General features: G+C 63.9%; 15 protein-coding genes. 12 read left to right on the plus strand and 3 right to left on the minus strand.

Annotated features, from left to right (window positions below; genetic code table 11):
* Window positions 1–7: 7 nt before the first annotated feature.
* Window positions 8–1285, minus strand: a complete 1278-nt coding sequence (locus tag NKJ88_RS08415; protein WP_023824663.1) for a glycosyltransferase — start codon at window positions 1283–1285, stop codon at window positions 8–10.
* Between the two features lie 10 nt (window positions 1286–1295).
* Window positions 1296–2234, minus strand: coding sequence for a GntR family transcriptional regulator (locus NKJ88_RS08420; protein WP_023824664.1), 939 nt, complete (start codon window positions 2232–2234; stop codon window positions 1296–1298).
* A gap of 235 nt (window positions 2235–2469) precedes the next feature.
* On the opposite strand from NKJ88_RS08420, the gene NKJ88_RS08425 reads away from it, so the two are divergent.
* From NKJ88_RS08425 to NKJ88_RS08465, 9 genes are all read left to right on the plus strand, one after another.
* The gene (locus NKJ88_RS08425) at window positions 2470–3534 is read left to right on the plus strand and encodes a polyamine ABC transporter substrate-binding protein (RefSeq protein ID WP_023698839.1); all 1065 of its coding nucleotides are present in this window, start codon (window positions 2470–2472) and stop codon (window positions 3532–3534) included.
* 94 nt (window positions 3535–3628) lie between these two features.
* A complete protein-coding gene (locus NKJ88_RS08430) occupies window positions 3629–4471 on the plus strand; it encodes an ABC transporter permease (protein WP_023824665.1) in 843 nt (280 codons plus the stop codon).
* Window positions 4472–4657: 186 nt separating this feature from the next.
* The gene (locus NKJ88_RS08435; protein WP_023707562.1) at window positions 4658–5449 is read left to right on the plus strand and encodes an ABC transporter permease; all 792 of its coding nucleotides are present in this window, start codon (window positions 4658–4660) and stop codon (window positions 5447–5449) included.
* Complete coding sequence (locus NKJ88_RS08440) at window positions 5446–6519, plus strand: ABC transporter ATP-binding protein (RefSeq protein WP_023824666.1); 1074 nt, start codon at window positions 5446–5448, stop codon at window positions 6517–6519. The genes NKJ88_RS08435 and NKJ88_RS08440 overlap by 4 nt, the downstream gene beginning before the upstream one ends.
* A 9-nt stretch (window positions 6520–6528) precedes the next feature.
* Window positions 6529–7803: a glycosyltransferase gene (locus tag NKJ88_RS08445; RefSeq protein WP_023824667.1), complete on the plus strand. Its 1275-nt coding sequence runs from the start codon at window positions 6529–6531 to the stop codon at window positions 7801–7803.
* The gene (locus tag NKJ88_RS08450) at window positions 7800–8150 is read left to right on the plus strand and encodes a cupin domain-containing protein (protein ID WP_023672949.1); all 351 of its coding nucleotides are present in this window, start codon (window positions 7800–7802) and stop codon (window positions 8148–8150) included. Before NKJ88_RS08445 ends, NKJ88_RS08450 begins: the two co-directional genes overlap by 4 nt.
* Window positions 8151–8171: 21 nt before the next feature.
* Complete coding sequence (locus NKJ88_RS08455; protein WP_352443921.1) at window positions 8172–8513, plus strand: cupin domain-containing protein; 342 nt, start codon at window positions 8172–8174, stop codon at window positions 8511–8513.
* 23 nt (window positions 8514–8536) lie between these two features.
* Complete coding sequence (locus NKJ88_RS08460; protein ID WP_023824669.1) at window positions 8537–8881, plus strand: cupin domain-containing protein; 345 nt, start codon at window positions 8537–8539, stop codon at window positions 8879–8881.
* Window positions 8882–8901: 20 nt separating this feature from the next.
* Window positions 8902–10410 carry an aldehyde dehydrogenase family protein gene (locus tag NKJ88_RS08465; protein WP_023824670.1) on the plus strand — a complete coding sequence of 503 codons (1509 nt, stop codon included), beginning with the start codon at window positions 8902–8904 and terminating at the stop codon, window positions 10408–10410.
* A gap of 55 nt (window positions 10411–10465) precedes the next feature.
* Here the strand turns inward: NKJ88_RS08465 and NKJ88_RS08470 are convergent, their stop codons facing one another.
* Window positions 10466–11014: an invasion associated locus B family protein gene (locus NKJ88_RS08470; RefSeq protein WP_031196023.1), complete on the minus strand. Its 549-nt coding sequence runs from the start codon at window positions 11012–11014 to the stop codon at window positions 10466–10468.
* 261 nt (window positions 11015–11275) lie between these two features.
* Between NKJ88_RS08470 and NKJ88_RS08475 the strand changes: the two genes are divergently transcribed.
* From NKJ88_RS08475 to NKJ88_RS08485, 3 genes are all read left to right on the plus strand, one after another.
* On the plus strand, window positions 11276–23611 hold the full coding sequence (locus NKJ88_RS08475) for a hypothetical protein (protein ID WP_352443922.1): 12336 nt from the start codon (window positions 11276–11278) through the stop codon (window positions 23609–23611).
* 118 nt (window positions 23612–23729) lie between these two features.
* Window positions 23730–24236, plus strand: a complete 507-nt coding sequence (locus NKJ88_RS08480) for a phage tail protein (RefSeq protein WP_023672955.1) — start codon at window positions 23730–23732, stop codon at window positions 24234–24236.
* Window positions 24237–24248: 12 nt separating this feature from the next.
* Entirely contained in the window at window positions 24249–24770 is a 522-nt protein-coding gene (locus NKJ88_RS08485) for a phage tail protein (RefSeq protein WP_352443923.1), read from the plus strand.
* Window positions 24771–24772 lie beyond the last annotated feature (2 nt).

Here is a 24772-nt window from a genome sequence, read left to right on the forward strand (position 1 = left end):
CACGTACCTATGAGAGAGAGAGTATGGCTTGCGCGGCCACATCCGTTCCAGGGGTCAGCGCCATCTTGGCAGCATTGTCCCTGAGGCGGGCGCGCATCGCATCGTCGGCCAGCAGGCCGAGAATGGCTCTCTCCAATCCCCCTTCGGTCCAGGCGTCGCGGCCGATATGGTCGCCCACGCCCGTCTCTCCCGCGCGTTGCGCATTGTCATGTCCGTCCCAGCAATAGGGCATGATCAGCGACGGCACGCCGAAGCGCAGCGCCTCGCAAAAACTGTTGTTTCCTCCGTGATGAATAAACAGGTCCGACTTCGCCACCACCGAAGGCTGCGGAAACCAAGCGTCGAGATAGACATTGTCCGGCACCGCGCGATAGGCGTCGCGCAGGCCGCCGGCATTGACGATGAAGCGCGCCGGCAGCCTGTCGAAGACGGCGAGCATGCGCTCGATCAGCCCGACATCCATCGCGCCGAGGCTGCCGAAGCTGACATAGACCAGCGGCCCGCCATTGCGCGGAAACACCGGCACCTCGAATGGCCCTTCCGAACGCACGCAGCCTTCGAGATAGACAAAGCGTTTGGGGTCGAGCGGCTCGGCCCGCTCACGCCGTACGATCGCTGGCGTCAGCAGCAGATTGAGGTCGGGTGATGTCTCGAGGAACAGGCCCTTGGGCAACGGCGCCAGGCCGGCATCCGCGCGAAAACGGTTGAAGCACTCATGCGCGGGTGCGGAGGCCGCGAGATAGCGCGCTTCGAACGCCGCACGTTGCGGGTCGTCGGCACCCATCCCCGAGAGATAGGGCGGCACCTCGGCATCCGGCAGTTCCGTCTCGGCACAGGAGACGACGCGCACCCACGGGCAGCCGGCGGCGGCGATCGCCGGGAACATGATGACGTTGTCGAGCACCACCGCGTCCGGCTTCAGCCGCGCCAGCAATTGGCGCAGCGGCGCCTCGGCGTTGACGGCGGTGTCGACGATCGCTTGCCAGGTCGGCGCGACATAGGTCTCGAGCTGGTCGATCGGGCTCAGCCGGAAATGCGGCAGGTGCCGGCGCACGAAGGCCTGCCAATAGCTCTGGCGGTCGCTGTCGCTCAGCGGCTCATCCGTCGGCAGATGGTATTCCTGGAAGCCATAGTCGGTAAAGACGCCGGAGAAGCCGGCATGGCAGATGAAGACGGGGCGAGCGCCCCGTGCGCGCAATGCCTGTGCGATACCGACGCAATTCAACGCGGCGCCGAAACTGGCTTCGGGAAACAGCGCGATGGTCGGGCTGGCTTTACGCGTCAATTATTCCTCTTCAATCCGGCCGGCTGATCATGCCGAACAGTGCGGGAGCTCCGCGGCTGGCTGCTTGCGGTCGCTGGCTGCGGGAGAGCCGCAGGTGGATGCGAAGCAGATCGGCAGCCACCTCATACTGCCGGCTTTCAAGATAGTCGAGTATGCCCGAGTGTTCGCGCAACGATTGCCGCAGCCGAAACACGTTGACGCCGGAATAGATGCCCGGCAGCCGGCGCAGGCGGAGATGATCGGCCAATGCATCCGACACAAAACGGTTGGCGCAGCCCTCGGCGATCATGCCATGAAAATCCATGTCCAGCCGCTGGAACTCGCGCGTGTCGAATGTCTCGTCCGGCAGCGCTGCAAGCGCTTCCATGCCTTGCCGCAACATTGCTGCCCGCGCCCCGTCCAGCCGAAAGCCTGGCGTCAGGATGGCCGCCGGCTCTAGCACCAGGCGGAACTCGTAGCTTTCGCCTTGCGCCTCCGGATCGTCCGGCGCGCGGCGAAACAACCAGGATTGCCCAGGCGCACGATCCAGAAGATTCTCGTCGGTCAGTTTGTTAAGTGCTTTTAGTACCGTCTTGCGATCAGCGTCGTAGCGTCGCATCAGCCCCGCGATGGTCACCGTCTGGTCCAACCGTCGCGCCGAGCGGTCGCGCAGGATGGCTTCGGCGAGCTCGTCTTCCTCCGCACTGGGTAGTTCGGCGGCAATGGCGGGCTGGGCGGCGAGGTCGACCGTCAGATGATAACCGCTGTCGGCCTCCCAGCGCGCCACGCCCCGTTCCGCGAGCAGGCCGAGTGCCGCGCGTACGGGCGTGCGCGAGACATTGCACAGCGAGGCGATCTGCTGTTCGGGCAGGCGGGCGCCAGGCTCGAAGCCACGCTGCCGCGCCACATCCAGGATGCGCTGCGCCAGATCGAGATGGTTGGTGCGAGGTCGTCTGGCTACGGCTTGCATGACTTTTCTCGAATGCGAATGTGGCGCATTGGTCTGGCTGATCGCCGGAACAGGGACAATCGGCCAAATTCTTCCGTCGGTTGACAGATTATGGATTGACGTACTTTTTTCTGCAATAGTACTGTCGGCACAATCGGCGAGAAAAGACCGAGGGAACAGGATCGAGGCAGGCGCGCGCGTCGCCGGCCTTGGTCCGGCAAATGATTTCGACGATCAAACCGAATGGGAGACTGCCATGACCGCTACCAGCCTGCGGCGCCGTGCGCTCAATACATCCTCAATCGCTCTCGGTCTCGCCCTGACGCTCTCGGGGCCGGCCGCCGCAGCCGACCTCGTTATTTCGAACTGGGATGGGTACATGGCACCCGACGCCATGGCCGCTTTCAAGACCGCCACCGGCGTTGCCGGCGAAGTGGTGGTGCACGCCACCAATGAAGAGATCATGGGCAAGCTGATTGCCGCCGGCGGCAAGGGCTATGACGTGGTCTTCGTCTCCTCGCCCTTCGCCGAAGTATTAAACAAGCTTGGCCTGACCGAGCCGATCGACCATGCCAAGATCCCCAACCTCGCCAACCTCTATCCCGAAGCGACCAAGCTGCCGCACGATGCCGGCAACGCTTTCTCCGTGCCTTACACCTGGGGCACGACGGGCCTCTGCTACCGCTCTGACCTTGTCAAGACGGCGCCCACGAGCTGGAGCGACCTGCTCGCCCCTTCCGACGAGATGAAGGGCAAGACCACCATGCTGGCGACCGATCGCTGGCTGCTGGCCGCCGGGCAGCTCGACAAGGGCTATTCGGTCAACGAGACCGACCCGGCCAAGATGGCCGAGGTCAAGGACCTCTTGATCTCCGCCAAGAAGACCCTGCTCGCCTATGACGACACCACCTTCTATTCCAAGCTGGTTTCCGGCGAGGCGCTGATGGTGCAGGCCTGGGACGGCTGGTGCAATTACGGCATCGCCGACAAGCCGGAGATCAAATACGTCATCCCTAAAGAAGGTTCGGACCTGTGGGTCGACACGATGGTGGTGATGAAGGCGTCCGAGCACAAGGACGACGCCTTCAAGTTCATCAACTTCATGCTCGACGCCAAGAACCACGCCTGGGCGGCGCAGAACATCGACTACAAGGTGCCGAACAAGCCGGCGATGGAAAGCCTGCCGGCCGACTTCCTGGCCAAATTCCCCAACATGGCGATGCCGGTGGCCGATCTCGTCAAGTTCGAGCAGTTGCGTGACGTCGGCGAAGCCCAGCGCGACTATTCCAAGATCGTCAGCGAGATCAAGGCCGCGCAGTAAGCGGCGCAGACTTCACGGCCGGCAGCACTTCTGCCGCCGGCCCTGAGCGGTACCCGAGAAATTGTCCCAGACCCGACTTCGTTCCTCTCTGCTGATGGCCCCGGCGCTGGTCTGGCTGACCGCGCTGATGGTTATCCCATGCGCCCTGGTGCTGGCGCTCGCCTTCTTCCGGCGCGGCGTCTATGGCGGCATCGACTACACTTTGACGCTGGAAAATTTCGGGTTGGTCTTCGACCCGCTCTATGCCGGCATCTTATTCAAATCGGCGCGTATCGCCGGCACCGCGACCCTGATCGCGGTGGTGATCGGCTATGCCGCCGCCTATGCGATCGCGGCCGCCCCGCGCCGGTGGCAGCCGGTGTTCCTGTTTTTCGCCGTGCTGCCGTTCTGGTCCAACTACCTGATCCGCACCTATGCCTGGATCGTGCTGCTGAACCGCGAAGGCCTGATCACCCAGCTCTTGCGCTGGTTCGGCTACACCGGCGAACCGCCCTCGATGCTCTATACCGAAGGCTCGGTCATCGCAGGCCTCGTCTACAACTATCTGCCCTTCGTCATCCTCGCCTGCTACGCGCCGCTGTCACGCCTCAACCCGGAACTGGCCGAGGCCTCACGCGATCTCGGCGCCTCCGCTGCCACCACCTTCCGACGTGTCATCCTGCCGCTGACCGTGCCCGGCATCGCTGCGGGTGCTGTCTTCGTCTTTGTGCTGTCGATCGGCAATTTCGTCACCCCGGCGCTGCTTGGCGGCGGCCGCTTCCAGATGATCGGCAACCTCGTCTACGACCAGTTCCTGACCGCCAATGACTGGCCGTTTGGCGCGGCATTGGCGATGGCGCTGATCGCCATCATGCTTCTGGTGCTGATGGCGCAGGCGCTCGCCGCCGACCGCGCCGCGGGGCGTGCGACTGAGGCAAGGGGCGACGCCGATGGCTGAGCGCTGCGCAATTCTTGCTTTCTCCCCGTTCACCGGGAGAAGGTGCCCCGAAGGGGCGGATGAGGGGCGGCGTCAACCTTTGCGACGCTCAACGCTGCCCCCCGTCTGCCTGCCGGCATCTTCTCCCCGTGAACGGGAAGAAGGACTCTGGTCGTTCGCTTGCGTTCCAATTGTCGGAGGCCGGCGATGACCCATTCCTTCACCCGTACGCTCGGCATGCGGACGATCCTCACCCTCGTCTTCGCCTTCCTCTACATCCCGATCGCCGTGCTGGTGGCGCTGTCCTTCAACGAAGGCGGATTGCCGACGGCATGGTCGGGCTTTTCGCTGAAATGGTATGCCTCGCTGGCCGGCAATTCCGCCATCCTTTCCGCTGCGCTCAACACGCTGATCGTGGCGTTGGTCTCCACGGCCATCGCCACGCTGCTCGGCACGCTGCTGGCCATCGGCATCGAGATGCGCCGGCAATACGGCAGGGGTCTCGAGGCGCTGATCTTCGCACCGATGATCATCCCCGACATCGTCCTGGCGATCGCTCTGCTGTCGTTCTTCTCCATGCTAAACCTGACCATGGGCCTGCACACCATCATCCTCGCCCATGTCGTCTTCAACCTCGCCTTCGTCTGCTCGGTGGTGCGCGCAAGGCTAAAGAGTTTCGACTGGTCGATCGTCGAGGCCTCCGCCGACCTCGGCGCCTCGGCTCTGACCACCTTCCGGCGTGTGACATTGCCGGTCATCGCGCCGGCAGTGGTCGCCGGCGCTCTGCTTGCCTTCACGCTCTCGGTCGACGAGTTCATCATCGCCTTCTTCACCGCCGGTGCCGGCCGCGCCTCGACGACGCTGCCGATGCAGATCTACGCCATGATCCGCTTCGGCATCACGCCGGAGATCAACGCGCTGGCGACGATCGTCATGGCGGTATCCATCACCGCGCTGACCCTGTCGCAGCGGCTCAACCGTGGGATAATCGGCCAATGAGCGAACCGCGCACGCTGCTGGCCATTGATAACGTTTCGAAGAAGTTCGGCCGGGTCACCGCCGTCGACGGCATCTCGCTCGACATCCGCGAAAACGAGTTCTTCGCGCTGCTTGGACCCTCCGGCTGCGGCAAGACCACGCTGCTGCGCATGCTGGCCGGCTTCGAGACGCCAACCGACGGCCGCATACTGCTCGATGGCAAGGACATCGCCCGGACCCCGCCCAACAATCGGCCGGTCAATCTGATGTTCCAGTCCTACGCGCTGTTCCCGCATATGAGCGTGCGCGCCAATGTCTCCTACGGGCTGGAGATGGAGCGCTTGCCGAAAGCTGAAATCCGTTCCCGCGTCGAGGCCATTCTGGCCACCACCGAGCTTGTCCCCTTCGCCGACCGTAAGCCTGAGCAATTGTCGGGTGGCCAGAAGCAGCGCGTCGCGCTCGCCCGCGCGCTGGTCAAACGGCCTCGGTTGCTGCTGCTCGACGAACCGCTGGGCGCGCTGGACAAGAAACTGCGCGGCGCCATGCAGATGGAGCTGAAGCGCCTGCAGCACGAAGTCGGCATCACCTTCGTCATCGTCACCCACGACCAGGAAGAGTCACTCGTCATGGCCGACCGCATGGCGGTGCTCAAGGACGGCCAGTTGCTGCAATGCGACACGCCGCACGCGATCTACGAGCATCCCACCGACCGTTTCGTCGCCGACTTCATCGGCGTGATGAATTTCGTACCGGGCAAGGTGTCTGCGGATGGCGTGATCGCCGCGAACGGCGCGCGCATCACCGGCAAGGTTCCCGCCAAGCTCACACCCGGCGCTTCCGCTGTCGCTTCGGTGCGACCCGAGCGCATCCGGCTGTTCCCGTCACCCGAGACCGCCAACCGCACCGCCGGCACGGTCGAGGCGCTGGCCTATCACGGGCTGGACCTGCAGCTGCATATCCGCACGCCCTTGTCGCCAAAACCGTTCCTGGTGCGCGTCACCGCCGATGCCGCCGACCGCCGGCCGGCCTCCTCGGGCGACCAGGTCGAACTCGGCTGGGACGCCGCCGATGTCAGAATTTTTCAGGAATAGGAGAGCTTGATGGCGCAGAAGACGATCGCGTTTTTTCCCGAAGCGGCCTACGGCCCAGCGCTCAATTCGGTCGGCATCGCGCAAGCGGTCGAGGCGCGCGGCCATAAGGCAGTGTTCCTGTCCGACCCCGGCTTTGTCGATGTCTACAAGGGTTACGGCTTCGAAGCGCATCCGGTGAACCTGTCGGAGCCGATGCCGCCCGAGCAGATGGCGAAATTCTGGGAAGACTTCATCAACGGCCACATCCCGAACTTCCGCAAATCGCCCTACGATCAGGTCGACAATTACGTGAAGGATTGCTGGACCGCGATTGTCGACAGCGCCAAATGGGCGCAGAAGGATTTGCCGCGAGTCCTGGCCGCCATCAAGCCTGATGTCATTTGCGTCGACAATGTCATCCTGTTTCCGGCCATCAAACAGTTCGGCAAGCCTTGGGTGCGCGTCATCTCCTGCTCGGAAAACGAGATCGAGGATGAGGACATCCCGCCGCATCTCTCGGGCTGCGGCGAGAACGACCATGTCGGCCACCAGCGCTACCGCGATCATTTCAACGCGGTGATCAAGCCCATCCACGACGACTTCAACGCCTTCCTCACCGCAAACAATGAAGCGCCATACCCGGTCGGTCAGTTCTTCGAGGCCTCGCCCTATCTCAATCTCCTGCTCTATCCCGAAGCGGCAAAGTTCAAACGCCGCCATCCGCTTGATACGACGAAATTCCAGTATCTCGAAGGCTGCGTGCGGCAGGAAAAGCCATACGCCGTGCCGACCTTCGCCGAGAACAATGACGGGCCGCTGCTCTATGTCTCCTTCGGCAGCCTCGGCGCCGGCGATGTCGATTTGTTGAAGCGCATAATCGCAACACTGGGCAAGACCCGTTACCGCGCGCTGGTCAATGTCGGCGGCTACAAGGACCAGTACACGGATGTGCCGGGCAACGTCATCGTCGAGAGCTGGTTTCCGCAGCCTTCGGTCATTCCGCAAGTCGATGCGGTCATCCACCATGGCGGCAACAACTCGTTCACAGAGTGCCTCTATTTCGGCAAGCCGGCCATCATCATGCCCTATGTCTGGGACGGCCACGACAACGCCACCCGCGTCCAGGAAACCGGCCACGGCTTCGGCATGCCGCGCTACGACTGGAGCGACGCCCAGCTGATCAGCAGGATCGAAGCCTGCCTGACTGACCCCAAGATGAAGATCAGGCTGGCGAAGACCTCGGCGCAGATGCAGGCCCAGAACGGGCCTGAGAAGGCAGCCGGGCTGCTGGAGGCGCTGCTGTGACCTCCTCCGCCCCGCATCTCTACCAAGCCTCCACCCGCACCGACCTCGTCGACTGGGGCGCCCAGTCCGACGCGCTGGACGGCGCGTCGCACTCGACCGGCAGGCTTGTCCACAAAGGACCCAACAACCAGCCGGAATCCGGCATCTGGGTGTGCACGCCCGGCCGCTGGCGGCTCTCGATTCCGCGCGACGAATTGTGCCATTTCGTCGCCGGCCGCGCGACGTACCGGTCGGATGCCGGGGAGGTGGTAGAAGTCGCAGCCGGGACCGTGGTCATGTTCCCTGCCGGCTGGACAGGCGAATGCACCGTGCATGAGACCATGCGCAACGTCTACATGCTGGCTTGAACAGCAACGGAGCTTCCCAATATGCCGACACCGCACTGGCCAAAGGCCTCGACCGTGAAACTGGAGGACTGGGGCGGGGGCAGCAACACGCTTGCCGGCTCGCCGCGCGCCTCGGGCAGGATCCTCTCGCAGAACCCGGACGGCTCAAGCGAATGCGGCCTGTGGTCGTGCACGCCAGGCAGCCGCAAGGTTACCTTTGCCGCCGACGAGTTCTGCCATTTCCTGTCGGGCCGCGGGACCTATGTCCGCGAGAATGGCGAAGAGATCCCGGTCGAGGCCGGCACGCTGGTGTTCTTCCCCGCCGGCTGGGCCGGCACCTCCACCATCACACAAACACTGACCAAGGCCTTCATGTGCCGCTGAGCACTTTTTTAAAGGAAATCGCTATGACCACGCCCATCATGCAATCCCCGCTTGCCATCACCGACCTCGTCGACTGGGGCGTCATCCCGACCATGATCGAGGGCGAGTCCCACACCTCGGGCAAGCTGCTCTACAAGGGGCCGGAGGGCCGTTCGGAATGCGGCCTGTGGGTCTGCACTCCCGGCAAATGGCACTGCCATGTCACCCGCGACGAGTTCTGCCACTTCCTCGAGGGCCGCTGCACCTATGTGCACGAATCGGGCGAGGTCATCGAGATCGATCCGGACACGGCGGCGTTCTTCCCGCAGGACTGGAAAGGCGTCTGCACCGTCCATGAGACGATCAAGAAGGTCTACATGATCCGCTGAGCGGGCTTGAAAGGACGACCATGGATTTCTCCGCTGACCGGCCGACCTTCTTCGTCAATCCGGACTACCGGCCGATGGCCGGCACGGCAAAACCGGTGATCGATCCGGCGACGCTGGAGACCGTCGGCTCGATCTCCGCCGCAACGGACGGTGAGGTCGATGCGGTGCTGTGTGCCGCAACCACGGCACAAGCCGCCTGGAAGAAGCTCGATGCCAAGAGCCGGGCAAAGCATCTGCATGCGGTCGCCAACGCCATCGAGGCGGCGGACTTCACCCGCTGCGCAGAGCTGATGGTCCGCGAGATGGGCAAGCCTTATCCCGAAGCGATCGGCGAGATCGCCAATTGCGCGCCGATCTTCCGCTACTATGCCGAGATGGCGCGCGACGATGCCGGCAAGATCGCCGGCACGACCCAGGCCGGTTCGTTCCAGTATGCGCGCTACGAGCCGTATGGCGTCTCCGTGCACATCATGCCTTACAACTTCCCGATCCTGCTGATGTGCTGGACCGTCGCGGCCTCGCTTGCCGCCGGCAATGGCTGCGTCATCAAGCCGGCCGAAGCGACGACGCTGTCGACGCTGGACTACATGACGGTGTTCCGTTCACTGCCGGAAGGGCTGGTCGCCTGCCTGCCTGGCACGGCCGCCACCGCGCAGGCGCTGATCGCCTCCGAACGCATCCACGCTGTCGCCTTCACCGGCTCGGTCGCCGCCGGCAAAGCCGTGGCAGTCGCCTGCGCCGAGCGCATGAAGCCTTGCGTCATCGAAGCCGGCGGCAGCGATCCGCTGATCATCAGCGAGCACGCGCCGCTCGACGTGGCGGCAGCCGGCAGCGTCACCGCCGCCTTCCACCTGACCGGCCAGGTCTGCACCTCGGCCGAACGCTTCTTTGTCGTCGACTCGGTTCACGATCGCTTCGTCGAGCTGTTCGCCGAGAAGACGCGGGCGCTGCGCATCGGCAATGGCATGGACAAGACCGAGATCGGCCCGCTGGTCAGCGAAGCCGCCCGGGCGAAAGTGATGCGGCTGGTCGATGATGCTATCAGCAACGGCGCTATAGCCGTTGCCGGCGGGCGCATTCCGCCGGCGCACAACACTGGCTGGTTCTACGAGCCAACGATCCTGACCGGCGTCACCCCCGATATGGCGATCGTGCGCGAAGAGTGTTTCGGACCGGTCGCCGCGATCTGCCGCGTCAAGGATTTCGACGAGGCGATCCGGCTTGCCAATGACAGCCCGTTCGGCCTCGGCGCCTCGGTGTTCACCACCGACCTCGCCGAGGCGCATGAGGCGGCCGAGCGGCTCGAGGCCGGCATGGTCTGGGTCAACAACCCGCTGATCGACAATGACGCCTTGCCCTTCGGCGGCTGGAAGGCATCAGGCCTTGGCCGCGAGCTGGGACGCCAGGGACTCGACGCCTTCCGACGCTCCAAGATGGTCATCATCGACCACAGACCGGCGATCCAGGACTGGTGGTACCCTTACCCCGACAGCTGGTTCCGCGAGACAGGCGGCCGCAAGCACGTGTGAGCCCGGCCAGTCCACAACGTAAGCTGATGCTTACGCATCTGCCGAGATAGGCCGGCTATTTCAACGCTTGAAGCTTGTCGATCGCGGCAGTGAATCCGGCAAGCGAGACCGGAATGGTCACCGGCTTGCGCGTCACCGACTCCATGCCGATGTTCAGGTTGGTTCCCGATTTCATCGCCTTGACGAGGTCCGCCGACAAAGGGGTCGCGGCATAGGCGCCGTTCTGGTCGCTGGTCTGGATGGCAATGGTCGTCTTCTGCCCCTGGTCGATCTGGTACGAGGCGCCGGAAGGCAGGAACAGCCCGTGCGGCAAGGCCAGCAGCATGGCGAGGTTGCCATTGCCGTTGTCGCGGCGAACCGTAACGGTAAGAACGCGCTGCCCCGTCTTGGCCTCGGTAAGGTTTTGGGAGACCTGGCATTGAAGCTCGATGCCGGCCGATCCGCTGGCGCAGTTTAGCGCCCATGGATTGCCTTCTGCAGGCTTGGTCTCGGCGGATGTGGTTGACTTCGGCTCTTCGGCAAGCGCCGACCCTGCCGTCACGACCAGCCATAGCGCGCCGACCCAGGCGGCCCGGCCACAAACGGTTCTCAGCAATGAAGCCACCCGATCCTCGTCGTGTCAGGGTTTCGCCGAGCGCGTTGATACAACAGCCGAGCCTGGCGGGGAAGCCAATACGGTACATGAGCTCGGGCTAAATTACTGTTGCTGAATTGTCACAATAAACAACTTTGAAATCTTGTACGTGTAAAGCAAACAATCATGCTCGCTATACACTGGGATTCGGATAGTATTAGCGACGGAGCGTGTACTCGTCGGGGTTCGCAAGGGATGGAGACGACCGAGAAAACTCGGCAGATCAATGACATGGCGACGCACGGAAGAAGCTTCCGGGCGAATAGCAAGTATCGCCGGTCAGGTTTTTCCAGGCATCTCTGGAAGACGACTGCGCTGTCCACTCTGGCACTTGCCCTTTCCGGCATAGCCGCCCATGCCGGCGACACCGGACTGTGGCAGCCGCAGGTCCGCGCCATCATCGGCGCCAACAACAATGGCGGCAACACGGCGATCGAGGGTTTCCTGCCGCTGAAGCAGAACCTCGAATCCGTTCTCTTTCTCGATGTGCGCTCGAAATACGATTTCGACGACGGCTTCGGCCAGGACGTCGGCCTCGGCGTTCGCCGCATCGTGAATCCGGATCTGATGATCGGCGGCTACGCCTATCTCAACATCCAGAACCACGACAGTCACCAGTTCGTCGCCTCGACGCTCGGCCTCGAGGCCATCACCTCAAAATACGATGCGCACGTAAACGTCTATCTGCCGATCAGCGGCGACCGCAGCATGGCCGGGCAAGAGTCGAGCCTGTCGCTGGTCGGTCATCAGCTGATCGAGCAGATATCGGCCATCGCCCACCGCGATTACGCGGCCTGGGGCATCGAGGGCGAGGTCGGCGTTCAGGTGCCGCTCAACCTGCCCGAGAACCATTCACTGCGTTTCGATGTCGGCGCCTACCATTTCGGCGATCCCGACGGCGACGACGGCAGCATCACCGGCGCCAAGGCCGGCCTGGAATATTCGATCGGCGACGTCATCGGCAAAGGCACGTCGCTGACCTTCACCGGCGAGGTGCGCAACGACAACCGCGATGACACCCAGTTCGCCGGCAGCATCCGGCTGACGGTGCCGCTCAACGCTTTCGACAAGGGCTCGTCTTCGGCCGATGACGGCGCCGAGCCGGTCTATCCGGTCAGCCCCGGCCTGCGCAAACGCGTCAACGAGCGCGTGCGCGGCGACATCGGCGTACGCATCGAGAGCCAGGACAAAGTTACCGGCACGTCGACGCGGGTGGCGATCAATGCCGCCACCAACACGGCATTCGGCCAGTTCTTCTTTGCCGATGGTGACAACGACGCGCTCGGCCTCGGCACGATCGGCGACCCGACCACGCTCGACAATGCGGTCGCCGGCGCCGGCGCGAACGGCGTCGTCGTCGCGCTCGGCGGCAAGGGCAACATTACGACAGCCGGTGTGACGCTCGCCAACGGCCAGACCGTCATCGGCGGTGGCGGGGGCGTCCAGGCGCGGCTCGTCGACGGCAGCATCGGCACCTACAATTTCGGCGGATCCAACGGCACCCTCCAGGGCACCAACCCCGCCAACAACGTCCTGACGCTCGCCAACGGCAACACGCTGAGCGGCATCATCATCACCGGCGGCAAGGACGGCATCTTCGGCAACAACATCGCCGGCGCCACGCTGACCAAGGTCACCGTCACCGGCACGGTCGGCCACGGCGCCGACTTCACCGGCACCTCGACCGGCGTCAATGGCTCGAACTTCACCGCGACCGACAACGGCCTCGACGGACTGCATATCGAAGGCGACGGCGCCTATAACTTCACCGGCACGACGCTGCTGCAGGGCAATGGCGACGACGGCCTGGATATAACCGGCCACGGCACCTACACTTTCGCCACCCTCAACGCGCTCGACAACAACGATGCCGGCATTACCGTTAAGGGCACCGGGGTCGCCGGCTCGATCACCATCACCGGCGGCCAGGTGTCGGGCAACAAGGCGCTCGGCGACGACGGCGTCGGTGTCTTCATCGATCCGATCACCGCCCATATCGTGCTGGATTCGATCACCCAGACCGGCGGCGCATCGGGCGTCGTGCTCGAGAATCTTTCGGGCAGCTTCACCGTCAACGGCGCGACGACGATCTCGAACACGACCGGACCGGGCATCGCGATCACGGATTCGCCGGCCGCGATCCGCTTCGGCGACATCGACATCACCAATCCCGGCACCGACGGCATGGTGTTTGCGGGCGCCAACACATCAATAATTGCCGGCAACATCGTCATTGCTGGCCTCGGCTCCGGCGTCGGCCTCGATTTCTCCGGCAGCCAGACGAATTTCACCGCGCAGTCGCTCAACATCACTGGCACAGGCGCCGCCGGCTCGATCGGCATCGATCTGTCTTCCCCGAGCGCGGGCGGGGCAACGATCGTCATCACCGATGGCGGCGCGATCGCCAATGTCGACACCGGCGTGCGCTTCGGCATTTCCGGCTCGCCGGCCAATTCGGCCAATGCCCAATTCAGTTTCGGCGGCGGCTCGATTGCCGGCATCACCGCCTCCCTCGACGCGCGGGGGCTCAACCAGACGCTCGGGCTCTATGCTTTCGGCTCGACGACCTTCAGCGGCCCGCAGCTGTTCGACCAGCAGAATGTGATTTTCGTCGGCGGCGTCGGATCATTGGGTGACGGCTCTTCCACGTCTAGTCTGCTTGCGATTAACCAGGCTGACCTTATCACCAACGGCACCGCGATCTTCGTGCTGGTCAATGACGGGACGCCCATCGACGCCTCTGGCGGCTTCTCGCTGAATGCCGGACAGACAATGGCTTCGTTCGGCAACGGGCGTACTTTCTCGCTCGGCGGCATTCCCGTCAACGTCACCGGTGACAACGTCAAGCATGACCAGGTCGTCGCGGATCCAGGCGGCGCAGCCACGCTGACCAATACCGGCACCGGCGACGCCGTGACGCTGGCCAACAACACGTCGCTGCTCGACTTCAACATCGCCGGTGTGGCGAACGGCAATGGCGTGCATGGCAGCGGCGTCAGCAATGTCACGATGTCGGGGCTGAATGTTTCAGGCGCCAGCCTGAACGGCGTGCTGTTCGATGGCGCCATCAACAATGTTTCCGCCGACAATTTGAACTCAAGCGGCAATACCGGCAGCGGCCTGCTCATCGACAATGGTGGCGGAACTTACAGTTTCACCGGCACGACGACACTCTCGAACAATACCGGCCACGGCCTGTTCATCGTCAGCGGCGGAAACTATGGATTCGAGACGCTCGATGCAAAGGACAATGGCGGCTTAGGCATCTTCGTCAACTCGACGGGCGGCGGAAGCCTGACGACGACCGGCGGCACGGTTTCGGGCAACGGCCTCCAGGCCGTCTATGTCGTCACTTTCGGGCTTATCAACCCGATGGCGCTCAATGTCACGCTGGACATGGTGAGCCAGTCCGGCGGACAGAGTGGAATCGGCCTGGGCAACGTCGGCGGCAATTTCTCCGTTACCGGCACGACGACGACCTCCAACACCCTTTTCGACGGCATTTTCATCACAAACAGCGCCGCCACGGTTGATTTCGGCGGCGCGGCCACCATCACCCAGCCATCGCGCGACGGCATCTCGATCAACAACAGTTCCGGCGCCACCACGTTCGGCACGGTGACGATCAACCAGGCCGGCGTGAACGGGATCCTCCTCAATGGCAATTCCGGCGCGGTAACGTTCGGCGACGCCAGCATCGGCCAGCCGACCCAGAGCGGCATCGACGTCCAGGGCGCCAACGGCACGATCAGCTTCGCCAACATCGACATCACCGGCCTGCCCACAGGCAAGACCGGGCTCGACCTGTCGGGCAGCCAGTCGACCTTCACCGCCACGTCGCTCGACATTGCCGGAGCTGGCACTTCCACGGGCATCGACCTTTCCGGCACCACCGGCGGCTCGGTGACGATCGGCACCGGTGTGATCTCCGCCGGCACCGGCGTCCAGATGGGCACCAACGGCGCGGCAGGCACCAGCGCAAACACGACCTTCTCGTTCGGCGCCGGTGTCGGCACCAGTTCGATCACCGGGACGACCGCCTCGCTCGACATGCGCGGCCTGCTAGCCGGCAACGGCACCTATGCCTTCAACGCCACCCATCTGGTCGGCCCGCAGCTGTTCGACACCGCCAACGTCATCTTCGTCGGCGCAGCAAACACCGGGACCGGCTCCGGCGCGAGCGTTGGCGACCTTATCAACGCCGACGCCGCCGACGGTCTGACGACCGACGCCAACACCATCTTCGTCCTTGTCAACAACGGCGCTGGAACCATCAACACCGATGCCGACGGCTTCACGCTTGCCGACGGCCAGCAGATCGTCTCCTTCGCCAACGGCAACACCGTCGCTCTCGGCGGGCCGCCGGCCAACGTCACCGGCGCCGAGGTGGTTACTTCGGGCACCCAGGTCGATCCGTTCGGCAATGGCGCCGCCACTCTCAACAACTCGGCCGGCAGCACCATCGATCTCGCCAACGGCAACCGCGTCGCCGACCTCAGCCTCAGCAATGCGGGTTCGGGCTCGGCGATCAACGGATCGAATGTAAACGCGGCCACCATAACCGGGGTGACGATCAGCAGCGCCGTAACCGGCATCGACCTGACCGGCGCAACGGGTGCGATCAACATCACCAACACGACGATGGGCGGCGTCAGCGGCACCGGCCTGCTGGCCAGCAACTTCGGCGGCACCGGCACCTTCAACAATTTGGATATCACCGGCGCCGGTATCGGCGTCAGCGTCACGGGCGGTTCCACGGGCACGCTGACCTTCGACAATGCGAGTTCGATCGCCGGCACGACGGGCACGGCGCTCAGCATTCTTGGAGCAACGCCTAACCTCACCTACAACGGCACCATCAATCAGACGAGTGCCGCGAGCGCGGTCATGATCAGCGGCATGACCGGCGGCTCCGCCACCTTCGCCGGCCAAATCACCGCCAGCACCGGCGCGGCTAACGCCATCGACCTGACCGGCAATGCCGGCGGCACGATCAATTTCACCGGAGGGCTCGACCTCACCACCGATGGCGGCCTTGCCTTCAGCGCCATCAATGGCGGCACGCTCACCGTCACCGGCACCAACACGACCGCATCTGGGCTCGGCCCTGTCGAAAACGGCATCCATCTCGGTGGCGCCGGCGGTTTGACCATCGGCGCAGGCGGCGTCATTTTCGACAGCGTCACCGTCGACGGCTCAGGCGGCGCCGTGCAGACCGGCATCCTCATCGAAAACACCAGCGGCGGCAGCGTCACCTTCGGCGCTGTCGACATCAATCGCGTCAATGGCGACGCCATCCGCCTCACCAACGTGGCCAACGCCGTTACCTTCAATGGCACGACGACGATCGACACGGTTGTTGGCGGTGGCCCCGGCTTCGTGGTGCAAGGCAGCGCCGCGACGGTCAATGTCAACAATCTGGTGACGACGCTGGTTTCGGGCGACGACGTCAGCCTGACCAACAACACCGGCACGATCAACATCGGCGGCACCATCACCGGTTCCGGCACCGGCAACGGCGTCGTGGTTTTTGGCGGCAGCGCCGCGATCACGGTCTCGGCCAACATCTCCAGCTCGGCAACAGCACCAGGCACGGCGGTCAAGATCGACGGCACCATCGGCGGCTCGGCCCAGTTCAGCGGCAGCGTCACGTCGACCGGCACCGGAAATCTGTTCGCCATCGGCTCGACATTGCCCCCGGCAGGCGGTGCGTTCAGCTTCACCGGCCCGACCCTGTCGGCGAGCGGTGGCGGCGGCGCGGTGGTCGGTGGCCTGATCGGCACCGCAACGTTGAATGTTACCACCCCGCTATCGATCACCAATGCCTTGGGCACCGGCCTGTCCGTCTCCGGTGTCGCGAGCACCGCATCGGCAACCTTCGGGGCGGTGACCGTGACGGGCGCCGGCGGCATCGGCATCAACATTGTCGGCAATGCCGGCCCGGTGACCTTCGGCACGACCCAGGTCACGCTGGGCACCACGAGCGGCACTGCCGGCATCAACTTCGCCGGCACCAACAACGATGTCAGCTTCGGCACGACCACCATCGACGATGTCGGCGCCAACCAGACCGGCATCGACTTCAGCGGCTCCTCGACGACGGCCGATTTCGGCCTGACGACGATCACCGGCCTGGGCGACCTGACCTCGCGCGGCATCGACCTGTCGTCGACCACCGGCAACAAGGTCATCACCTTCCTGCAGGGCTCGAAGATCGACAATGTCGGCATCGGCGTCGAATTGTCGTCCGGCCAGACCACGGCGACCTCCGCCAATGCCAACTTCACCTTCGGCGACGGCGATTCGACCGACGGGCTGGAATCCTTCATCATCGCCGCCGCCGGCGGCTTCACCGTCAACACGGTCGGTCTCGATCCGACGCTCGGCAACTACGATTTCGACGACGTGTTCTTCACCGGCAGCGCCAACCTCGCCACCGCGCCCGGTTCGATCACGCTGGTCTCGCAGTCGGGCGGCTTCATCGCCGCCGGCACGACCGGCAATCTCAGCATGGGCGTCAACACCATTTCGCTCGCCGCCGCCGATGCGCTGACCGGCACGCAGAACTTCGCCTTCGTCGGCACGATCAATCTCGGCGCCACCGCCTTCACGCTCGATTCCGGCCAGACGATCACCGGCTTCGGCAACAGCAATGTGGTTTCGACCGGCACGATCCAGCCGGCCAACGTCCAGGGCAATTTCGGCGCCACCGGCGGCAACATCACCGGCGACGAGGCCGTGGTCAGCGGGACGGCCAACCTGATGCAATTGCTCGGCGACAACGCCGTGCGCCACACCGCTTTCGACTTCAGCAGCGCGACCGGTGCCGCCTTCCTCATCGATCAGAGCGCGGTCGGCTTCAGCAATGCCAGCGGCATCACCATCGAAGGCGTGACGATCAGCAACGTCGCCGCTGGTCAGACGGCCATCCAGGTCGCCGGCCTCAACGGCAATCTGTCGATCATCAACAACAACATCAACGTTGCCGGCACGCTGCTCGACGTCAACGGCGGCACCGGCGCCATTTCGGTGTCGCGCGGCATCCTGCCCAACAGCGCCACTCCGGGAACGCTGACCGGTGGCGGCATCAATATCGCCAACCGCACCGGCGGCGCGGTGACCTTCACCGACCAGGTGACGATCACCGGCGGCAACGGCGTTTCGATTTCGGGCGGCAGCGCGGCAGCTGCGGTCAACTTCAATGGCGGCCTCGACATCACGACATCGTTGGCCACCGGCCTCAGCCTTTCGGGACTGAATGGCCTCACCGTCGCCAATGCCGGTTCGACGACGATCAACGCCACGGGCCAGACCGCGCTGTCGCTGCAAGGCACACTCGGCGCCGGCGGCGTCAATTTCGACAGCATCACCTCGAGCGGCGCCACCAGCGGCATCATCCTCAACGGCGTCACCGGGGCGGTGAATGTCTCCGGCGCAACCAGCATCACCGGCACCGGCAGCTTCGGCATCGACGTCACCGGCGCCAACACCGGCACGTTCACCTTCAACACGGTGACGGTGAACAACGTCGCGACGACCGGCGGCGGCATCAACTGGGTCAGCGGCAACCTCAACATCGCCGGCCTCGCCAACATCGACACGAGCAGCGGCGTCGGCTTCTCGCAAAGCGCCGGCACGGTGAACTTCCTCAACGGCCTGACCATCGATACCACCAGCGGCACCGGCATTGTCGGGACCGGTGGCGTTATGGGCATCACCGCTTCCGCTGCAGCCCAGACGGTAAATTCGACCAGCGGCCAGGCGATCAACCTCATCAACGTCGCCGCCAGCATTGCGCTCGACTCGACCTCGTCGGGCGGCGGCACCAACAATGTTGGCCTGGCCAATGTCACCGGAACAGTCAGCCTCGGATCCGGCGCATTGAGCGGCGCTTCGGGCGTCGCATTCCAGCTCACCGGCGGTGCTGCGACCGTCAGCTATGGCGGCACGGTCACCAAGACCACCGCCGGCAAGATCGTCGACATCTCCGGCGTCACCGGCGGCACGGTCACACTGTCCGGCGCGCTCAGCGCCACCGGCGGTTTCGACAATGGTATTTATGTCCACGGCAACTCCGGCGGGACCATCACTCTCAGCGGTGGCACGAAGACGCTGACCACTGGCGCCAATACGGCGGTCGACTTGACGACCAACACCGGCGCGACGATCAACTTCGATACGGGTGGCCTGATGATTACCACCACCTCCGGCACGGGCTTCAACGCCAGCGGCGGTGGCACGGTCAGCGTCGGCGCGCTCCTCAGCGACAACAGCATCACCACGACGGCCGGCGGCACCGCGTTGAACCTCAATGGCGTTACGATTGGCGCTGCGGGCATGAATTTCGACAGTGTTTCGGCCACTGCCGCCGCAACCGGCATCTCGCTGACCAATATCGCCTCGTCGGGCGGCGGCGCCATCATTCTCGGCACGGTCAACCTGCAAGGCATCACCACGCGTGGTGTCGATGTTTCCGGCACGCTTGGCGCGGCGCTGTCCTTCAACGATCTCGACATCGGCCTGAACAGCACGACAGGCATCGCCTTCGACCTCAATGGTGCGGCGATCAACGCGGCGATCACCGCCAATGATTTCGACGTGACCAACGCGGCCGCCGCCGGCAGCACCATCGCCGTCGACCTGCGTGGCGCCACTGGCGGCCAGACGGTACGCCTCGGTGATGCCGTGGTCGGCGGCGCCAGTTCGAGCATAGCCGGGGTCAACACCGGCGTGTTCCTCAACAGCGCCACCAACCTCGCTTTCACCTATGGCGACGGCGAATCGGCGACCGACCAGCTCTCGACCATCGGCGCCAATGTAGGCATGGACGCCTCCAGTGCGCCGGTTGCCGGAACCTACAATTTCCAGGACGTGAACTTCCAGTCGACCCCGGGCTTGGGCTTCGGTGTCGGCAAGGTCTATTTCGTCGGCGCTTCCGCGACCGGCGACGGCAGCGGCCGCGACCAGAACAATCTGGCGACGTTGACCACCGCCGAAGCGGCAGCAGTCTCGACGGACATTCTCGTCCTCGTCAACGATGGCGGCGTCATCACCGCGGCAGGCAGCAATGGCAACGATACGCTCGCGCTCGCCATCGGCGAGCAGGTGCGCGGCTTCGGCAACGGCAACATCAACCTGGCGCTGACGGTGCCCTCCACCATCCAGCTCGCCAGCAACAGCATCTCGATCATCGACCAGACGCCCAACGGCGCCGCGACGCTGACCACGAGTGCCGGCAACAATGTGATCACGCTCGGCGCCAGCGGCAATATCATCGACGGTTTCATCCTCGATGGCAGCCCGGCGGGCGCGGCGCGCGGCATCAAGGACAATGGTGGCGGTGCGAATACCGTCATCAGCAACATGACGATCAGCAATTTTGCCACGCAGGGTATCGAGATCACGCCGTCAAACAGCACGACGATCAACAACGTTACCTTCTCCGGCAACGCCAGCGATGCGTGGCTGAACGCGTCCAACAGCACCATCACCAACGTCACCAGCACCGGCGCCACCGGCATTGCCTTCAGGCTCGACAACACCGTCGGCACGACGACGCTGACCAACGTCAACATCACCACCGCAGCGACCGGCACCGGCATCGCCTTCGGCGGCGCGTCGGGCGCTGGCGGCACGATTGCCGGTATCAATGTCGATATATCGGGCGGCAGCGGCCTTTCGGTGACCGGCGGCAACGCGGTGATCAGCTTCGACGGCGCCAGCTCCATCATCAGCACGTCGGGCGCGGCGGCCACGATCTCGACCCGCGCTGGCGGCAGCTTCACCTTCGCCGGCTCGGTGATCGCCAACGGCGCTGCGAGCGGCATCAGCATTTCCGGCGCGACGGCGGCCAATACGGTGAGCTTCACCGGTACGGTCGATCTCGGCACCACGACGCCGATGACCGGCACCGCAGTCGCAATCAACAACGGCGCCACGGCCTCGACCGTCAGCTTCGCAAACCTCGACATCGTCACAAACGGCACCACCGGATTCAGCGCCATCAATGGCGGCACGGTCAATGTGACGACCGGCACGGTGAGCTCCACTTCCGCGCAGGCGGTCAACCTCAACGGCATCGCCACCACCACCGGCATCAATTTCACCTCGACCAATTCGACCGGCGGCACCAACAACGTGTCGCTGACCAATGTCACCGGCGCCGGCACTGTCAGCCTCGGCTCCGGTGCGCTCGGCGGCGCGACCGGCGCGGCCTTCCTGGTCACTGGCGGCTCGGCCAACATCAGCTATGCCGGCTCGGTCACCAAGACCACGGCCGGAAACGTCGTCAGCATCTCCACCCGCACCGCCGGCACCACGACATTGTCGGGCACTCTCAGCGCCACCGGCGGCGTGGCCAACGGCATCCTCGTCAACGCCAACACCGGCGGCACGATCAACTTCTCCGGCGCCAGCAAGATACTGACCACCGGCGCCAACAATGCCGTCGACCTGACGGCGAACACCAACACGGCGGTCAACTTCACCGGCGGCGGCCTGGCCATCACCACCACATCCGGCACCGGCTTCAACGCCACGAGCAACGGCACTGGCACCGTGACCGTTACCGGCTCGGGCAACACGATTTCGACGGGCAGCGGCGTCGCGGTCAACCTTGACAGCGTTGCTATCGCGGCGGGCGGCGTGACCTTCGCTTCCACAAACAAAGGCGCCGGCGGCACCAGCGCCGTCATCCTCGATACCGTCACCGGTTCGGGAGCGATCGACCTCGGCACCGGCGCGCTGGTGGGCGGAACAAGCGCCGTGATCCGTATCGGCGATGGCCTAGGCACCGCCAACAGCGGCGGCACGGCGGCCTTCACCTATGCCGGCACCATCACCAGCGGCACCGGCCAGGCCATCAACATCCAGGATCGCGCCCTGACCGCCGGCAACATCACCCTGTCGGGCAACATCACGCATAATGCGGCGGGCCAGATCGGCATCCTGCTGGACGACAATGTCGCCGGCGTCATCACCTTCTCCGGCGCGTCGAAATCGATCACCTCGACCACGGCGGCTGGCGTCAGCCTGAGCGACAATGCCGGCGCGACGATCAACTTCACCAATGGCGGGCTGGTCATCGCCACGACCAGCGGCGCCGGTTTCAGCGCCACCGGCCCCGGTCCGGCAGCCACCACCGGCGGCACGATGACGGTGCAGGGCACCGGCAACACCATCGTGTCCGGCACGGGCACGGCCCTTAATGTCGCCAACACGACGATCGGCGCCGGCGACGTGACGTTCAGGAGCATTGCGTCCAATGGTGCAGCCAACGGCATCGTGCTCAACAACACCGGCACCAGCGGCAATCTGGTGGTGACCGGCACCGGCGCGACGGGGGGCAGCGGCGGCACGATCCAGAACTCGACCGGCGATGGCGTCAGCCTGACCGACACTCAGGATGTCAGCCTGAGCAACATGATTATCAGCGACAATGCGGGCAACGGCATAAAGGGCCTGCGCGTCAACGGTGTGGTGCTCAACGGTCTGACCCTGAACAGCAATGCCGATGCCAACACCGAGTCCGGAATCCTGTTCAACGAACTTACCGGCAACGCCTCGCACGTCACCACGTTCACCAACCTCACGGTCTCCAACTCATTCACCCATAACGTGCAGGTCATCAATTCCGGCGGCACGTTGGCGAACCTGGTGGTGAGCGGCGGCACGTTCTCGAACAACGGCGCCTCAAACAATGCCGGCAGCGACTTCATCTTCGAGGCGGACGGCGCCGGTGCCGCCGGCGCGCCGACGATGACGCTGACCGTCGACGGCGCAACCTTCACCGGCAACAACGCCTATCCCGGACCGGGAGTCATCCCTGGAACCGGTCTGTTCGTCATTGCCAATGACGGCACCGTCAACGCTCACATCGGCGAGACCACGGGAAATCTATTCAACAATCTGAACAACGGCATCAACCTCACCCAGAGCAGCAATTCCGGCGCCGGCACGGGCGGCAATCTGAATTTCACCGTCCGGAACAACACCGTCACCAACAGCGACTCGACGGCCATCAACGTGTTCAGCAGCGGCGACCTCGCACGGACGCTTGACGGCACAATCGCCAATAACGTCATCGGTACGCAAGGCGTAGCAACCTCGGGATCGCGAACCGGCAACGGCATCAGGGTTGGGCATGAAAGCCTCGGCGTCGCCAAAGTGCTGATCGACAACAACATTATCCAGAGCATCGGCGTCAACGGCATAAGCGGTGGCGACAGCGTCTCGATCACGCAGCTCGTGCAGCCGGGCACCGTGCACGCGACGGTCACCAACAACACCATTCGCGACAATGCCGACAGCCGCGGCATCACGGTCACCGCCACATTTGCCGGCGCTATCATCAATGCCGACGTTCATGCCAACACCATCACCAACGTCAACAACGCCAATGCCATCCGCTTCCTCGCGGACGGCCTCGGCGGCGCCGACGGCACGATCAACGTACCGCAGGCGAGCGAGGCCGGTATCGAAACCGTCAATGGCGGGGCAACGGCACTGACGGACACCCGGACGTTCTTCAACCAGCCGCTGCCACTGCTGCCTGCCGCGACACCGTAGTCAGCAACCTTGGATTTCGTCCTAGGAAATATATTTTATGAATCTGATATCGACTTGTTGTCTTACTTAGGCATAATACAAGAATTCAAACAGTAAGCCGCCAACGGAGGGAACGGGGATGAGTGAGCCTTATTTAGGTGAAGTCAAGATCATTTCCTGGAACTATGCACCGCGCGGCTGGGCATTTTGTAACGGCCAGTTGTTGCCGCTTAACCAGAACCAGCCATTGTTCTCACTTCTTGGCACCAGGTACGGCGGCAACGGCCAGACAAATTTTGCCCTTCCGGATATGAGGGGACGTGCGCCGGTTCATACGGGCGGCCCTATCGGTGCAATTGTCGGCGGCCAGGGCGGCGAAGAGTTTCACACGCTCACGCTCGGCGAAATGCCGACACACAACCATTTCGTCAACGCATCGAACACTGCCGGCAACGTCAACAATCCATCCGGCGCGCTGTTGGGGGCGAACGCCAGCCCGATCTATCAGCCGCCTGGCAGCGCGGTGGCTATGGCGAAGGAAAACATCACTTTCGTCGGTGGCGGCCAGCCGCATGAGAACAGATCGCCCTATCTCGTCTTGAATTTCATCATTGCCCTGCAAGGCATATTCCCGTCGCGAAATTAAGAGGACGCTTCGATGAGCCAACCTTTTGTCGGCGAGATCAGGATGTTCGGTGGCAATTTCCCTCCGAATGGCTGGGCGTTCTGCCAAGGCCAGTTGATGCCGGTCTCCGAGAACGAAACCTTGTTCAATCTGATCGGTACGACCTATGGCGGCGACGGGGAGGAAACATTCGCCCTGCCCAACCTCGCATCCCGCATCCCCGTCCATGCTGGCAAGGGCCCGCTGGTCAGCCAGACCTATATCATCGGAGAACTGGGCGGGGTCGAATCCGTCACTGTTTCAACCCAACAAATGCCGAACCATTCCCATACCTGGACCGGTTCGTCGAATATCGCCAAGAATCCGGGTCCGTCCGGCGGTGTCCTGGCGACATCGAGCCTGCTGACGCCCTATGTGGGTATCGCACCTGATGGCAACATGGCCGCCGGAGCCATTTCGCCGGCCGGCGGCAGCCAGCCTCACGACAATATGGTGCCGTTCCTCGCCGTCAGTTTCATCATCTCGCTATTTGGCATCTTCCCCCAGCAAAGCTAGAG

Origin of the sequence: Mesorhizobium sp. M0016 (genome assembly GCF_040324035.1) — a bacterium.
Taxonomy (GTDB): Bacteria; Pseudomonadota; Alphaproteobacteria; order Rhizobiales; family Rhizobiaceae; genus Mesorhizobium.